Annotated in this window: 14 protein-coding genes; 10 read left to right on the forward strand and 4 right to left on the reverse strand. The window is 63.2% G+C overall.

What is annotated here, in order from left to right:
- Positions 1-295: 295 nt before the first annotated feature.
- The 4 genes from VCJ09_RS13625 to VCJ09_RS13640 form a co-directional block, all read right to left on the reverse strand.
- Positions 296-1600 carry a TRAP transporter large permease gene (locus VCJ09_RS13625; RefSeq protein WP_324730719.1) on the reverse strand — a complete coding sequence of 435 codons (1305 nt, stop codon included), beginning with the start codon at positions 1598-1600 and terminating at the stop codon, positions 296-298.
- 61 nt (positions 1601-1661) lie between these two features.
- On the reverse strand, positions 1662-2168 hold the full coding sequence (locus VCJ09_RS13630; protein ID WP_324730720.1) for a TRAP transporter small permease: 507 nt from the start codon (positions 2166-2168) through the stop codon (positions 1662-1664).
- A gap of 96 nt (positions 2169-2264) precedes the next feature.
- The gene (locus VCJ09_RS13635; RefSeq protein ID WP_324730721.1) at positions 2265-3404 is read right to left on the reverse strand and encodes a TRAP transporter substrate-binding protein; all 1140 of its coding nucleotides are present in this window, start codon (positions 3402-3404) and stop codon (positions 2265-2267) included.
- Between the two features lie 194 nt (positions 3405-3598).
- Positions 3599-4543 carry a LysR family transcriptional regulator gene (locus VCJ09_RS13640; protein WP_324730722.1) on the reverse strand — a complete coding sequence of 315 codons (945 nt, stop codon included), beginning with the start codon at positions 4541-4543 and terminating at the stop codon, positions 3599-3601.
- A 281-nt stretch (positions 4544-4824) separates the two neighbouring features.
- Between VCJ09_RS13640 and VCJ09_RS13645 the strand changes: the two genes are divergently transcribed.
- The 10 genes from VCJ09_RS13645 (at position 4825) to VCJ09_RS13690 (ending at position 16098) form a co-directional block, all read left to right on the forward strand.
- Positions 4825-6042, forward strand: coding sequence for an OprD family porin (locus VCJ09_RS13645; protein WP_324730723.1), 1218 nt, complete (start codon positions 4825-4827; stop codon positions 6040-6042).
- Positions 6043-6412: 370 nt separating this feature from the next.
- A complete protein-coding gene (locus tag VCJ09_RS13650; protein ID WP_324730724.1) occupies positions 6413-7165 on the forward strand; it encodes a 5-oxoprolinase subunit PxpA in 753 nt (250 codons plus the stop codon).
- Positions 7162-7878 (forward strand): 5-oxoprolinase subunit B family protein, encoded by a 717-nt coding sequence (locus VCJ09_RS13655; RefSeq protein ID WP_324730725.1) that lies wholly within the window; start codon positions 7162-7164, stop codon positions 7876-7878. Before VCJ09_RS13650 ends, VCJ09_RS13655 begins: the two co-directional genes overlap by 4 nt.
- Entirely contained in the window at positions 7878-8819 is a 942-nt protein-coding gene (locus VCJ09_RS13660; protein ID WP_324730726.1) for a 5-oxoprolinase subunit C family protein, read from the forward strand. The genes VCJ09_RS13655 and VCJ09_RS13660 overlap by 1 nt, the downstream gene beginning before the upstream one ends.
- A 372-nt stretch (positions 8820-9191) precedes the next feature.
- Positions 9192-10151, forward strand: coding sequence for an AAA family ATPase (locus VCJ09_RS13665; protein WP_324730727.1), 960 nt, complete (start codon positions 9192-9194; stop codon positions 10149-10151).
- 108 nt (positions 10152-10259) lie between these two features.
- The gene (locus VCJ09_RS13670) at positions 10260-11198 is read left to right on the forward strand and encodes a DUF58 domain-containing protein (RefSeq protein ID WP_324730728.1); all 939 of its coding nucleotides are present in this window, start codon (positions 10260-10262) and stop codon (positions 11196-11198) included.
- A complete protein-coding gene (locus VCJ09_RS13675; RefSeq protein WP_324730729.1) occupies positions 11195-11689 on the forward strand; it encodes a DUF4381 domain-containing protein in 495 nt (164 codons plus the stop codon). The genes VCJ09_RS13670 and VCJ09_RS13675 overlap by 4 nt, the downstream gene beginning before the upstream one ends.
- Complete coding sequence (locus tag VCJ09_RS13680; protein WP_324730730.1) at positions 11682-12713, forward strand: vWA domain-containing protein; 1032 nt, start codon at positions 11682-11684, stop codon at positions 12711-12713. Before VCJ09_RS13675 ends, VCJ09_RS13680 begins: the two co-directional genes overlap by 8 nt.
- A complete protein-coding gene (locus VCJ09_RS13685; RefSeq protein WP_324730731.1) occupies positions 12710-14458 on the forward strand; it encodes a VWA domain-containing protein in 1749 nt (582 codons plus the stop codon). The genes VCJ09_RS13680 and VCJ09_RS13685 overlap by 4 nt, the downstream gene beginning before the upstream one ends.
- On the forward strand, positions 14455-16098 hold the full coding sequence (locus VCJ09_RS13690) for a BatD family protein (RefSeq protein WP_324730732.1): 1644 nt from the start codon (positions 14455-14457) through the stop codon (positions 16096-16098). The genes VCJ09_RS13685 and VCJ09_RS13690 overlap by 4 nt, the downstream gene beginning before the upstream one ends.
- Positions 16099-16223: the final 125 nt, after the last annotated feature.

Raw genomic sequence — 16223 nt, forward strand, 5'->3', positions numbered from 1 at the left:
TAAAGGCAGTCGCGAGCCTTGCACTTACGCCACAACCTTAGTCCAGGTCGCATTTGCTGCATTCAAATGCTTGCCCCTAAGGTGTGGCGACAGCAACGACTCGCTGGTCACAATTGCCGCATGAGCTTAACGAGGGAACGCCTTGCAGCGCTTGCCGCGCTGCGACATTTTCTTTCAAGGCTGTTCCCCCGGCAGGCAAATGCGATGAAAAGAAGGCCATTCCACCCACTTGCAGCGTCAAGTGGCGGCTCGATCGCTGGCAAAAGGCGTCGCAGCCGCCTTAGCCAAGGCGGACTCAGGCGCCCCGCATCGCCTGCGGTAACAGCAGAACGATCTGCGGAAAGACGGTAATCAGGATCGCCGCCAGCACCAGCAGCAGGAAGAATGGAAAGCTGGCCTTGGCCACTGTCCACATGTCATAGCCCGTCAGGTTTTGAATGACGAACAGATTGAAGCCCACCGGTGGGGTTATCTGCGCCATCTCGACCACCAGGATGAGGAAGATGCCAAACCATAGCAGGTCGATTCCCGCCGCCTGCACCGCCGGCAGCACCACCGCGGTGGTCAGCAGGATGATCGAAATACCGTCGAGAAAGCAGCCCAGGACAATAAACAACACGCTCAACGCCAACAGCAGCAGGTAGGGCGACAGTTGCTTGGCGATGATCCAGTCGGCCAGCGCCGAAGGTAGCCCAGTGAAGCTCATTGCCGACGTCAGGTAAGCGGCCCCCAGCAAAATGAAAAAGATCATGCACGATGTGCAAACCGCGCCCATCAAACTCGCCATGAAGGTCTCGCGGCTCAGTGAGCCGGAACACAAGGCAATCAGCAAGGCACCGACAACCCCAACCGCTGCCGCTTCAGTCGCCGTAGCAAAGCCGGCGTAGATCGAGCCGATCACTGCCACGATCAACAGCACCACGGGAATCAGTAACTTGGAACCCCGCAGCTTATCCATAAACGGCATGGCTTCGGTTTCTGCCGGCAGCTTGTCGCGATTGAATGTCGCCCAGAGCATGAGAAAACCACTGAAGATCACCAGCAACAGCAGACCCGGCAGGATGCCGGCAATGAACAGTCGGGAGATGGACACCTGCGCAGCCACGCCATAGACAATCATCATGATCGACGGCGGAATCAACAGTCCCAAGGTGCCGGCACCCGCCAGCGAGCCCATGGCAATTTTGTCCGGATAGCCGCGAGACTTCAGTTCCGGCAGGGAAATCCGGCCAATGGTCGCCGCCGTGGCCGCCGACGAACCGCTGACCGCCGCAAAGATACCGCAGCCAACTACATTGACATGCAGCAGGCGTCCCGGCAGCCCGCGCATCCACGGCGACAGACCATTGAACATGTCTTCCGAAAGCCGCGTGCGGTAAAGGATCTCGCCCATCCAGATAAACAGCGGCAATGCCGTCAACGTCCAGCTGGCACTCGAAGCCCAGCTGGTAGAGGCGAGAATAGAGCCCGCCGGCGCGCCGCCGAACAGCTCCATGCCGATAATACCGACGCCGATCAGCGACAGCGCGACCCATACTCCCCCACCCAGCAGCGCAAACAACGCCACCAGCAGAGTGACTGTAATTATTGTGTGTTCCATGGCTAGCTCACTAATGCGATGCGGGCACGGCCGCAGAAAAGAACAACGTCTCGGGTAGCGCTCATTCGCTCATCGCCGTGCTGACCTCGGCGACCTCGAAGCGCCGCCCCAGACAGACCAGCACCAGACGCTCGGCCATCGCAATAACCAGGATCAGGGTGCCCAGCAGCATCGACAGCTGCGGCAACCACATTGGAATGGGCAGCAGGCCCGACGATACTTCGTCGAACTCGTAGGACTCGATCACGAACAGGCTGCAATACCAGGCCAGATAGGCGGCGATCGACAGCCCGATGAAGGTACTCAGCACATCGGCAAAAAAACGCCCACGAGCCGGCAACAACTTACAGAGCATTTCGACGCGCACGTGTGCGCCACGCTGCAAGGCATAAGGCAACCCCAGGAAGCCTGAGGCGGCCATGGCGTAAGCAGCAAACTCATCCGCCGAAGGCACCATCGTGCCTAGCTGACGCGCGACGATCTGCGCGACTACCAACAGGCAGATCAGGACGAGAAACACACCGGACAGCCATCCGGATAGGGTGTAAAGCTTATGCAATGGCGTCATGGTCAAGACTCCCCTGATCGCTGGTAGAGATGCCGGGATACAACGCACACTGCATTCACAGATGCTCGCTAACCCCGGCGACTTGAGCCGACGGCGTCAGTTTTTGTACGCGTCGATAATGGCCTTACCGTCGGCACCGGATTTCTCCAGCCATTCGTCGAGCATGGTTTCACCGATTTTATCGAAGCCGGCTTCGACTGCCTCAGGCGCGCTTTCAGCGACCTGCATACCGTGATCGGCGAGAGTCTTCACCAACTTGCTGGTCTCCTCCTGCGCGATCGCCCAGCCGCGCGTTTCGGCACGCGCAGCGGCCTCCAGCACAGCCTTTTGCGATGCTGGTGGCAGACGCTTAAAGGCACGTGCATTGACGATCACGAAGTTCTTCGGAATGAACGCTTTAACGTCGTAGTAGTAGCTAACGAAATCCCAGGCCTGGGAGTCCACTCCGGTAGTCGGGGACGTCAGCATGCCGCTGATCATGCTGGTACTGAACGCCTGAGGGATTTCACCGGTTTGGATAATCGTCGGAATAGCCCCCATCAGCTCGGCTATGCGCGAGGTCGCTGGATTGTAGGCCCGAAATTTCATGCCCTTGAAGTCATCCATGCTGCTGATCGGGGTCTTGCTGTAGATACTCTGCGGCGACCAGGGCATGGCATAGAGCAGCTTGATGCCCTGCGTGGCAAGACGTTCTTCCACCGCGGGGCGACTGGCCACCCAAAGTTTTTGTGCATCCGTGTAATTGCGCACAAGGAACGGCACGCTATCCACTTCATAGATCGGGTCTTCGTTGCCCAAGACTGACATCAGCACGTCGCCAACCTGAACCTGGCCGGTTTGCACCGCGCGCTTGACCTCGGGGCGCTTGAACAGCACCGAGTTAGCATGGATGCGTATCTGCAACTCGCCAGCGGTGGCGGCTTCGACATCTTTGGCGAAGTCCTTGGCCACGGTAGTAATGAAGTTGCCGTCGGGCTGTTCGACCGACATGTTCCAGCGCTCGGCGGCCTGCGCGGCAAACGCACCAATGCTCAAGGCACAGGCCATAGCCGACAGTGCGAAGCGAAACGAAGTACTTTTCATGAGTTTCTCCAGATTATTGTTGTAGGCGCAATGGTCTGTGCCGGCGCTTGAGGGAAAACACCCCGAGTCTTGTTTAATAGGCAAAGCCTGTCCAACTAGAAAAACCGGGAACGCATGATCGGAAATTGTTATGAGGCGAAACGCGGCAGGCACAGAACCCACGCACCATCGATGTGCATCCATGCTAGGGAAAGGGGTGGCTTTACGTGGCCTGCCCTTTATGGCGCAGTCGATGACTGGATTGCAGTCGCGACTGTAGCGCGCAGAAATTCGTGCAACAGCGCTCGCGTGCCCTCTCAGCGAACCGACTCGTCACGGTCGGTAGCGGCGACGCCGGTACTACCGACTCAGTCCGCCCGGTGTTCTGCGCTAGGGATGGTCAACGCAACCATGGCTTCGCCCATCTGCTCGGCGTACTCGCAGAGCACTTCACAGGCGAGCGCGACTATGTCTTCGCTCAGCTCGAGGCCAGCACCGGTGCGCCACGTGGCAACCATGCCGAGTGGCGAAGGTTGCGGTACGTCATCGAGGATGGTCAGCACACCCTGCTTCAGCTCTTCACTGACCAAGGCCGCCGGTAACGCGCCGATGCCGAAACCGTCACGAACCAAGCGCGTCATGGCCGCCACGGAATTCACGCAACTGATCCGCGGCGCGCTGACATTGCCGGCGTGCAGCAGGTTGAGGATGTCCTGGTGCGGGCGGGAATTCTTCGAGAAGGTAATGATGCGTTCTTTAGCCAATTCATTCATCGATGCATAGCCACGGTGATACAACGAGCCAGTCGGCACTATCCAGTGCACTGGGAAGTTCGCCAGTTCCAGATTGCGCACACTGTCGCCGTTGACCATGTCGGTCTGCAAAATGATATCCAGATAGCCCTTCTGCAATTGATCGCAGAGATTACGCGCGGTATCGGCCGTCAGCTCGATTTCCACTGCCGGGTAACGCTCCATGATCTTGGTCACGAAGGGGCTTAGCCAGGTGTGAATAACCGTGTCCATCGCCCCGACCCGGATGCGCCCCTGGATGTTGCCGGTATCGCTGATCGACTGCTTCAACGCCTGCATGGTGTCGATCATCCGTTCGGCGTATTCGAGCACCTTCTGCCCTTCCGGCGTCAGCGAAACGCCCTTCGAGTCACGCAGAAACAGGCGCACCCCCAACTCGTCTTCCAGCGCAGCAATTCGACTTGAAATAGAGGCCTGGGTGCTGAACAACTTTTCTGCAGTGAGACGAAAGCTCTTCAGTCGCGCCACCCACACAAAAGTCTCGAGAAATCTCAGGTTCATGGCCGACGGCACCCTCTGGGTAATGAAGTTCTGTTGCGGGTAGAACAAGTCGCAATGATGCACGCGAAACAGGCCGCATGCCAATTGCGTGCCTGCCACCTCGGTGGCGCATTGGATTTTCTTATCGCCGGCCCCCTGCTTTTTCTCGTTGGACGCTTACTCCTTCCCCTACCAAGAATGCGCCGGCGGTATCGCAAGCCCCAATAAAAACAAATATACAACTGCGCCCTGCCCAGCAACCGCCTCTACGCTGCGCGCATGGCGTCCAGGAGATACTCCGGATGACCCCGAACCAACGAATAGCTGCCCTACTGATCGCCAGCAGCCTGCCCGCTCTGGCCAACGCCGATTTCATCAGCGACAGCAAAGGTAGCCTCGATCTGCGCAATTTTTACTTCAACCGTGATTTTCGCCAGCACAACGCACGCGACAAGGCGGAAGAATGGGCCCAGGGCTTTCTCCTGCGCTTGGAGTCAGGCTACAGCGAAGGCACGGTCGGCATAGGCGTCGATGCGCTTGGCATGCTCGGTCTGAAGCTCGACTCCGGTGACGGCACCTCTGGCAGCGGCTTGTTGCCAGCCGACCGCTCCGGCGGCTCGCAGGACGAGTATTCCAAGCTCGACCTGACCGCCAAATTCAGAGCATCCAAGAGCACCCTGCGAGTGGGATCCCTGGCCTTTCGCAGCCCGATCGTTTCCTCGAATGACACGCGCCTGCTCCCCGCATCGTTCCGCGGCGCACTGCTGAATGTGCAAGAGATCGAAAAGCTCACCCTGCAGGGCGGCAAGATCGACCGGATCAAGGCCAACAATTCCAGCGACTACACCGCGATGAGCGCCAACCGCATCGGTGGCAGCAGCGACTCGTTCGTGTTCGGCGGCGGCGATTACAAGCTGACCCCCGAGCTCAGCGCTGGCCTGCACTACGGCAATCTGCAAGACATCTACCAGCAGTACTACAGCACCTTGGTCTACCTCAAGCCACTGGGCGAAGGCCAGTCGTTCAAGACCGACCTGCGCTTCTCCAGGAGCCAGGAAGACGGCAACTTCCGCGACATCGACAACCAGGCCTTCGGCGCCATGTTCACCTACACCCTCGGCGGCCATGCCTTCGGCGCCGGCTACCAGCGCATGAGCGGCGACGACCCGTTTCCGTACATCGCCAGCAGCGATCCCTACCTGGTCAATTTCATCCAGATCAATGACTTCGCCAATATCGACGAACGCTCCTGGCAGGCGCGCTACGACTACAACTTCGCGGCCATTGGTATGCCCGGCCTGACGTTCATGAGCCGCTATGTTTCCGGCGATAACGTACAGGTTGGCGCCAGCAACGGTGGCAAGGAGTGGGAGCGCAACACCGACATCGCCTATGTCGTCCAGCAAGGCGCGCTGAAGAACTTCGGCGTCAAATGGCGGAATGCGACTGTGCGTTCGAACTTCGGCAACGACCTGAACGAGAACCGCCTGATCCTCAGCTACAGCGTGGCGCTCTGGTAAAGCGCTGCACGGCCGACGGGCGGGTAGCGTCGGCCCGTCGCTGCCCCGTTTCTGCTGCTTGCCAGCGATTAGGAGCACGTCACAAGAAACGCAGGGGCGAATTCGGAAAGCCTATGCCCTGCCCCTTACTTCATCGTTGCAGCGACGCAGCGTGCTGCGAGCCGATGACGTAGCCGGCAGTTCCTAACTGCCATCGACTTTTCCTATCTCCGGTGCACGTTTTAATTAGTTGGACGCGTCAGGTGGCCCGATCAAGAATGCTATACGGTCCATTTTTTCATAGACAAACCCGTGCAGTGGCCACTCAACAGCCGTCGTAGCCTGCGTCTGACCGACCAGCGCATGACGCTCCGCCCAGAGGAACACTTCCGTGAACAGCCTGCTTCTGAACTGCGATATCGGCGAAAGTTTTGGCCCTTGGCAAATGGGCATGGATGCCGAGGTCATGCCTTATATCGACTGCGCCAACATCGCCTGCGGCTTCCACGCCTCGGACCCCAGCACCATGCGCAAGACCGTTGCCCTGGCGGTCAGTCATGACGTGCGCATCGGTGCCCACCCGGCCTATCAAGACCTGGTTGGATTCGGCCGCCGTTCGATGGATTGCTCGGCGCAGGAGGTCGAGGACCTGCTGCTCTACCAGATCGGTGCCCTCGAAGCGCTCTGCCGCAGCCAAGGCACTCGCGTCAGCTACGTCAAACCGCACGGCGCGCTGTACCAGGACATGATGCGCAAGCCGGACATTCTCCGCGCGGTAATGCGCGCCGTGGCCAGCTACGACAAGAGCCTGCCGGTGATGCTGATGACCACCAGCGACAACCGCCAGGCGCAAGCCATCGGCGACGAATTCGGCATCAGCCTGTGGTTCGAGGCCTTCGCCGACCGCGCCTATGACGCGGCCGGTTTTCTGGTCGCGCGCAGCCAGCCCGGCGCGGTGCATCACGACAGCGACGTCATCGTCAACCAGGCCGTCACCCTGGCCAAGGGCGACGCACTGGTCGCCAGCGATGGCAGCGCCCTGCCCCTGCAGGCCCACACCCTGTGCGTGCATGGCGACAACGCCGGCTCGGTCGCCGCGGTACAACGCATTCGCCAAGCCTTCGACGCATTGGCCCAGGCATGACTGCACGTGCCCCTGTACCCCGGCTCGAAGTCGCCGGCATCGACAGCCTGATCCTGCGCCTGTTCGACTGCATCGAAGAAAGCAACATGCCCTGGATGCTGGCCGCCACCGAGCGCCTGCGCGCCAGCTTCGGCGCCGCGCTGATCGACCTGGTGCCGTCCTACACCACCCTGCTACTGCACTACGACCTCGAACACATCAGCGCGTCCCAGGCCCGTGAGTTGATCGCCCAGGCGTTCGCCGACCTGCAACCAGCCAGCACCACAGGGGGTCGCTGCCATAGTCTGCCGACCTGGTACGACCGCAGCGTCGGTCCGGAACTCCCGCTGCTGGCGCAGCGCAGCGGCCTCAGTGAGGCCGAAGTCATCCGCCGCCACAGTGGCCATGAATACCAGGTGTTCGCCATCGGCTTCGCACCCGGCTTCGCCTTCATGGGGCTGGTCGAAGAAGCCCTGGCCACGCCACGCCTGAGCACCCCGCGCAAACGCATCGCCCCCGGCAGTGTGGGCATTGCCGAACGCCAGACCGCCGTCTATCCGGTGGTCTCGCCCGGCGGCTGGAACCTGATCGGGCGCAGCCCCGCGCAACTGTTCGACCGCAGCATCGACGGCTACAGCCTGTTGCAGCCGGGCGACCGGGTGCGTTTCGCGCCCATCGACCACGCCGAATTCATCCGCCTCGGCGGCGATGACAGCCCCCTGGAGATGACGTAATGAGCCACTCCCCCAAGACTGGCGGCTTGCGCGTCGAACGCAGCACACCCTTTATCCAACTGCAGGATGCCGGTCGCTTCGGCGTGCGCCACCTGGGCGTGACCCAGAGCGGCGCCCTGGACTGGATATCCATGTACTGGGCCAACTGGCTGCTGGGTAATCCGCTCGGCGCCGCCGTAGTGGAAATCACCCTGGGCAATCTCAACCTGATCTGCGAACAGGACGCTTGCCTCGCCCTGACCGGCGCCGATCTCGGCGCCAGCCTGGACGGCCAGCCCCTGGCACCCTGGCACAGCTTCATGGTGCGCCAAGGCCAGCAGCTCAAGTTTGCTCAACCGCGTCACGGCGCGCGCGCCTACCTGGCGGCTCCCGGCGGCTTCGATGCCCCCAGCGTGCTCGGCAGCTGCGCCAGCATTGCCCGCGAAGAGCTGGGCGGCTTGCAGGGTAACGGCAAACCACTGGCGGCCGGCGAGCGGCTGAACTGGTCCGGTGCCGAGCGGCGGCAACGCACGATCGATGAGCGACTAATTCCCGTATTCACGCCTGCACCGCAACTGCAATTGGTCATGGGCGCGCAAATCGGCGACTTCAGTGGGCAGAGTTTGTTCGACGTATTCAATAGCGCCTGGAAGATTGATTCACGCTCGGATCGCATGGGCATGCGCCTGCTCGGCCCACAGCTGCAATGCCGCCGCTCGAGCATGGTTTCCGAAGGTATTCCCCTGGGCGCCGTGCAGGTGCCGCCGGATGGCCAGCCGATCGTCCTGCTCAACGATCGCCAGACCATCGGTGGCTACCCGCGCCTCGGCGCCCTCACCCCGCAAGCAGTAGCGCGCCTGGCGCAGTGTCTGCCCGGTGAGGAGCTGCGCCTGGCGCCGGTGCAGCAGGAATCGGCGCAAGAGGCGCACCTGCGCCTGCTCAAGCAATGGCGGCAAGGCTGAGGACTGAGCAGCCGTTGCTTCTCTAAAACCCCGTCAGAGGCACACCACTTGGCGCGGGTGGACCATACATCGAGCAGTGTATCGATGGCCTGCCGGGCGCCTGTACCGCCCTCCGGCTAATGAGAATGCCTCAGCCCCTCACCGAGCAAATGCACATTAGCCATCCGACCGTATCGCAACGGCCCTCACCACTCGAATATGGCAGTGCCAGTGGCAGCAAGACGGTGATTGTTTCCGCAGCCCCTTGCCAAGCGCCTGTCACCTGGCGAGGATGCCGAGTCACGCATAGCCGAGGCATCGGCAAATGCATTAAAGTCATAGCCGTCGTTGCGCCCGGCACGACGTGCATTCCCCCGCCAAAAGAGTCCAACGATGGAACACCGTGAAGCGCTGCTCGCGCTGCGAACCTTTCTTTCTACCCAGATCCTTGGCCAGGAGAAACTCATCGAGAGGCTGCTGATCGCCTTGCTCGCCGATGGCCACATGCTGGTCGAAGGCGCGCCCGGGCTGGCCAAGACCAAGGCGATCAAGGAACTGGCCGAAGGGATCGAAGCCGAATTCCATCGCATCCAGTTCACTCCGGACCTGTTGCCTGCCGATATCACCGGCACCGAGATCTACCGTCCGGAGACTGGCAGCTTTGTGTTCCAGCAGGGGCCGATTTTTCACAACCTGGTGCTGGCCGATGAGATCAACCGCGCCCCGGCCAAGGTGCAGTCGGCGCTGCTCGAGGCCATGGCCGAACGCCAGGTCAGCGTTGGCCGCAGCACCTACCAGCTATCGCCGCTGTTCCTGGTGATGGCCACGCAGAACCCGATCGAGCAGGAAGGCACCTACCCGCTGCCGGAGGCCCAGCTCGACCGTTTCCTGATGCACGTGACCGTCGGCTTCCCGGATGCCAGCGTCGAGCGCAAGATCCTCGCCCAGGCCCGCGGCGAAGCGCTGCATGGCGAAACCAAGCCCGAGCACCGGGTCAGCCAGCAAGCGATCTTCGCCGCGCGCAAAGAAATCCTCGGCCTGTACATGGCCGATGCGGTGGAGGAATACCTGGTGCAACTGGTGATGGCCTCGCGTACGCCGGCAAAATTCGACCCGGAACTGGCCGAATGGATCGCCTACGGCGCCAGCCCGCGCGGCTCGATTGCCCTGGATCGCTGCGCGCGCGCCCACGCCTGGCTGGCCGGGCGCGAATTCGTCAGCCCGGAAGACATCCAGGCCGTGCTGTTCGACGTGCTGCGCCACCGCATCATCCTGTCGTTCGAGGCTGAAGCCGCCGGTATCGACCAGGATCGCGTGGTCCAGCGCATTCTCGATGTGGTGGCGGTGGCATAAATGCAGCAGCAAGCCATAAGCCATAAGCCGCAAGCCATAAGCCGGATGCAATCCGGGGAGCACCGAACAGCGCGCCCGGATTGCATCCGGGCGCGCTGCTGAACCGCCATGCACAGCCAGCCCACCCAACCCGGCGTGCGAGTCAATCTCGCCGAACTGATCGAGATGCGCCACCGCGTGCGCGAGGTACAGCTATTCTCCACGCCGGCGAAGCGCAGCCCGCTAATCGGCCTGCACCACTCCAAGCTGCGCGGGCGCGGCGTGGATTTCGACCAGGTGCGGGTCTACCAGGCGGGCGACGACGTGCGCACCATCGATTGGCGGGTCACCGCGCGCACCCAGGAGCCGCACACCAAGCTGTTCCATGAGGAACGCGAGCGGCCGACCTACATCCTCGTGGAGCAGAGCCAGCGGCTGTTTTTCGGCTCCGGGCTGATGTTCAAATCGGTGCTCGCCGCCCAGGCCGCCAGCCTGATCGGCTGGGCCGCTCTGGGTCATAACGACCGCATCGGCGGCCTGGTATTCGGCGGGGAGCAGCACGAAATCAAACCGCGGCGCAGCAAGCAGAGCCTGCTGCAGCTGCTCAATCGCCTGGCCCGCGCCAACCAGGCGCTGTCCAGCGACGGCCAAGCCAGTCGTGACAGCTTCGGCCTGGCCCTGCGCCGCGCCCGCGAAGTACTGCGCCCCGGCAGCCTGGCGGTGATCATCTGCGACGAACGCACCCTCGGCGACAGCAGCGAACAACAATTGAACCTGCTGGCGCGCCACACCGACATATTGTTGCTGCCGATCTCCGACCCGCTCGACCATGCCCTGCCGGCCGCCGGCCTGCTGCGCTTTGCCGAACGCGGCGCGCAACTGGAGCTCGACACCCATGACGCCAGCCTGCGCCAGGCCTATCGCGGCCAAGGCGAGGAGCGCCAGGCACGCTGGCAACGCCTGGCGCAGAAGCTTGGTGTGCCCTTGCTCGCGCTGAGCACCCAGCGTGAGATGATCGAACAACTGCGCGACCACCTCAACGCGCAACGCCCCGGTAAACGGTTATGAACCCGCTGGATCAACTCGAGCCCCTGATCGCCCCGGCGCCGATCGACTGGTGGCCGCCCGCACCTGGCTGGTGGCTGCTGGCCTTGCTCGTGCCACTGCTGCTGTGGGGCCTGACGCGCTTGCTGCAACGTCTACGCCGCACGCGCACAGCGAACGTCAGCGACAACGCCCTCGATCCGCTGCGGGTAGCCGCCCTGGTGGAGCTCGAACAACTGGGCAAACCCTACGACGGTGCTCCCGCCGGCCCCTGGCTGCAACAGCTCAACGGTCTGCTCAAGCGCCTGTGCCGCCAGCACTACCCGCAAAGCCACAGCCACACCCTGAGCAGTCGAGGCTGGCTGGCGTTTCTCGACAGCCGTTGCCCGGCGGCCGGCCTGACCCGCTGGATGATTCTGGTCGAAGGCGCCTATCGACCGCACTGCACGCTCGACGACAAGGCCATCGACGGGCTCAACCAGGCGGTCGCCATCTGGATTCGCAAGCATGTTTGAATTCGCCTGGCCGTGGCTCATCCTGCTCGCGCCGCTGCCCTGGTTGCTGCGTCTGCTGCTGCCGGCGGCAGACAGCGGCGAGGCGGCCCTGAAAGTCAGCTTCCTCGGCGAGCTGGAAGGTTTGGCCGGACGCCGCGCGCGGGCCAACCTGCCGGCCTGGCGCCAGCAGGCGCCCTTCGCCCTGCTCTGGCTGCTGCTACTTACAGCCGCCGCCCGCCCGGAATGGGTCGGCGAACCGCTGCCAATGCCCGCCAGCGGCCGCGACCTGCTGCTCGCGGTGGATGTGTCCGGCTCCATGGCCTACGCCGACATGCGCTGGGAAGACGAGGAAGTCGACCGCCTGACCCTGGTCAAACACCTGCTGGGCGACTTCATCGAAGGCCGTCAGGGCGACCGCGTCGGCCTGATCCTGTTCGGCAGCCAGGCCTATCTGCAGGCGCCCCTGACCTTCGACCGGCGCACCGTGCGCACCTGGCTCGACGAAGCGGTGATCGGCATCGCCGGCAAGAACACCGCCATCGGCGATGCCATCGGCCTGTCGGTCAAGCGCCTACGCCAACGCCCGGCGGATAGTCGCGTGCTGGTGCTGGTGACCGATGGCGCCAATACTGGTGGTGAGATCGAACCGATGATCGCGGCACGTCTGGCCGCCGAGGAAGGAATTAAGATCTACCCGATCGGCATTGGCGCAGACCCGCAACAAGGCGGGATCGCTGGCCTGTTCGGTCTCAATCCGGGGCTGGATCTGGACGAACCGAGCCTGCGCGCGATAGCCGATGTGACCGGCGGCGAATACTTCCGCGCCCGCGACAGCAGCGAACTGCGTGCCATCGAGCAGCAGCTCGACCGCCTCGAACCGGTAGCTCAGCAGCCGACCCTGGCCCGTCCGGCCCAGGCGCTGTATGCCTGGCCACTGAGCGCCGCGCTGCTGCTGAGCATGCTGCTGGTGGGCCGCGAACTCTGGCCGCAACCGCAACAACGGCTACGCCTATTGGCGCAACGTCCCTGGCGGAGACAGCCATGATCGAAGATTGGCTACTGGGTTTATGGCCCCACTGGCTGCGCCCTTACTGGCTGCTGCTGGTGCCACTGCTGGCGGTGCTGCTCTGGCAACTCTGGCACCGGGAGAAACGCGCCGGGCGCTGGCAACTGCTGCTGCCGCCGGCGTTTCACGCGGCGCTGCTCAGCGGCGGCCGAGGTCGCACCAGCCGCCTGCCCTCGATCGCCCTCGGGCTGGCCTGGCTGCTGGCCCTGCTGGCGCTGTTTGGCCCCAGCTGGCAACGCCTGGAGCAGAGCAATCTGAAACCCGCCGACCCGCTGGTGATCATGCTCGAACTGACCCCACAGATGCTCGCCAGCGACACTTCGCCCAACCGCCTGGAGCAGGCCAAACGCAAGCTGCTCGACCTGCTCCAGGCGCGCCGCGATGCGCAGACTGCAATCGTGGTCTTCGCCGGCAGCGCACACACCCTGGTGCCGCTATCCGACGACCTGGCCACCAGTCGCAACCTGCTCGAATCACTCAAACCCTCGATCATGCCCGAGCCCGGCCGGCGCGCGGACCTGGCGCTGAACAAGGCGCTGCAACTGCTTGAACAGGGCGGCCAGGGCCAGGGCCGCATCCTCCTGATCGGCAGCGGCCTGGATCAGCAGGAACGCCTCGGTATCCGCCAGGCGCTCGGCAGCAACGGTGCACGCCTGCATATGCTTGGGATCGGCAGCACCGAGGGTGCGCCTATCGTTCAGGAAAACGGCTCGTTTCTCAAAGACGCCCAAGGCGCAATCCTCATCCCGCGCCTCGACAGCGCTGGCCTCGCCCGCTTCGCCCGACAGATCGGCGGGCGTTATCAGCAGGTCAGCCTGGATGACCGCGACCTGCGCAACCTCGGTCTGCTCGCGGCGCCCCAACAACTGCACCGCGACGGCGAACAGACGCGCCTGCAGGCCTGGGCCGATCAAGGCCACTGGCTGCTCCTGCCGCTGTTGCTGCTAGCCGCCTGCGCCGGCCGCCGCGGCTGGTTGTTCTGCCTGCCGCTACTGCTGCTCGGCGCACCGCAGACCAGCTACGCCTTCAGTTTTGACGACCTCTGGTGGCGCGCCGATCAACAAGGCCAGCGCCTGCTCGATGCGCAACGCCCGGGCGAAGCTGCCGAACGCTTCCAGGATCCGCAGTGGCAGGGTCTGGCGCTCTACCAGGCGGGCGATTACCCGGCCGCGGCCGAACGTTTCGCTCGCGGCGACAACGCCATCGCCCACTACAACCGTGGCAACGCCCTGGCCCGCAGCAATGAACTCGAAGCCGCCCTGGATGCCTACAGCCAAGCCGTGGAATTGCAGCCGGACCTGCTCCCGGCGCAGAACAACAAAACCCTGATCGAACAACTGTTGCAGCAAAACCAACAAGAGCAAAACCAGCAGCAAAATTCGCCAGAACAAGCGGACAGCATACCCACCCCACCGCAACCGCAGGCCGGGCCCGCGCAGCCTGATGCCGACAAACCGCCGCCCGCCTCCGGCCAAACCAGCCCGGGCGACGAGGAGCAAGCGCCCAGCCAGCCCACGCCCGGCGACAGCGACAAGCCAACACCCAGCGAACCGGACGATGACCTCCAGAGCGAAGAACAAATCGCCAGCTCCGCGCCGCCCCTCGATAGCGAGCGGCGCCAGGCCCTGGAACAATGGCTGCGGCAAATCCCCGATGAACCCGGTGAATTACTGCGACGTAAATTCTGGTACGAACAGCAACAGCGTCAGGAACAAAAACGATGACCCGCCTGCTCTGCACCCTTCTCCTCAGCCTGCTGGCACTCCAGGTCAGCGCGCAAAGCTTCACCGCGAGCATCGACCGCGCCCGCCTGAGTGCCAGCGAAACCTTCGAACTGACCCTAGAATCCGACGACGCCACCCAATTCGGCAAACCCGACCTCAGCCCGCTCGACACCCTGTTCGAGGTACACGGCAGCCGCCAGGTCAATCGCCTGACCACGCTCAACGGCGAGTCCCGCGCCATCAACCGCTGGATCGTTACCCTGCAACCGAAACACAGCGGCTACGTGGTCGTGCCGCCGCTGAGCCTGGGCGAACTACGGACCCTGCCGATCAGCCTTCACGTACAGGAAGCCGGTAGCGACAGTGCGACGAGCAAACTGGCACCAGTATTCATCGACGCCAGCCTGGACCAGGAAAGCGTCTACGTTCAGGAGCAGAGCGTGCTGACCCTGCGCATCTACCACTCCGTCTCGCTGTATGACGACAGCAGCCTGAGCCCACTGGAAATGCCCGAGGCACGCATCGAACCACTGGGCGAGCCGCGCACCTACGAAAAAGACATCAACGGCATCCGCCATGGCGTGATCGAACTGCGCTACGCGATCTTCCCCCAGCGTAGCGGCGAACTGACCATTCCCGCCCAGGCGTTCAGCGCCACCCTGGTCGACCGCGCCAACAGCAACGACTTCCAGCCATTCGGCCCGCGTCCCGGCAAGGTCGCACGGGTCAAGTCACCGGAGATCCCCCTGACGGTCAAAGCCAAGCCCGCCGGTTACCCGAGCGACGCCCCCTGGCTGCCGGCCCGCGCGCTGAGTCTGGCGGAAACCTGGAGCCCGCAACCGGACAGCGCCAAGGTCGGCGAATCGCTGACCCGCAGCTTGCTGCTCAAGGTCGATGGACTGTCCAGTGCACAACTCTCCCCCTTACCCGCAACCGCAGTCAAAGGCCTGCGGCGCTACCCGGACCAGCCGCAACTGGCCAACCAGATCAGCGACAGCGGCGTGATCGGCAGCCGCGAGGAACGCGAAGCCCTAGTGCCCAATCGCAGCGGACAATTCGAACTGCCAGCGGTAGAAATCGTCTGGTGGAATACCCACGAAGATCGCCTGGAACGCACCAGCCTGCCGGCGCGCAGACTCGAGGTTGCGCCCGCCCCCGGCCTGGAAACAGAGCCGTTGCCCGACGAAACACCGTCCCAGGCCTGGGTCCAGGGCCCGACACTGTGGCCCTGGCAACTGAGCAGCGCCCTGTTGACCATCACGACTCTGCTTGGCTTCGGCCTCTGGTGGCATGCCCGCCGCCAGCCAGCCATCGCCCGCGCCAACCAGACCGGCCCCAGCCCGCGCACCCTGCTCGACGACCTCAAGCGCGCCTGCCTGGCCAACGACTCGCAAGCCACCCGCCACGCCCTCGACGCCTGGGCCCGCCAACAACCGGAAACCCTGGCAGAAATGGCCGCCCGTTTCGTGCCGCTATCCGACGCCCTGGACGGCCTGAACGGCGCGCTCTACAGCGAAACCGGTCAGCACTGGCAAGGCGAAGACCTCTGGCGCGCCATCCGCACCCTCCCCAGCAACGAAGCCGGCAGCAACACCGCCACCCAGGAAACCAGCCCACTGCCACCGCTGTACCCGCGCTGAACAGCAGGGTCTCAACCACGCGCAATGGCGGACAACATCCGCTCAAAAAATCAAAAACATTGCGCCGAGGTCACGGAGCGCCGCCCGGACCCTCACACAATATCAACCACACAGCTACATCCTGT

This window comes from Pseudomonas paeninsulae, assembly GCF_035621475.1.
GTDB lineage: Bacteria > Pseudomonadota > Gammaproteobacteria > Pseudomonadales > Pseudomonadaceae > Aquipseudomonas > Aquipseudomonas paeninsulae.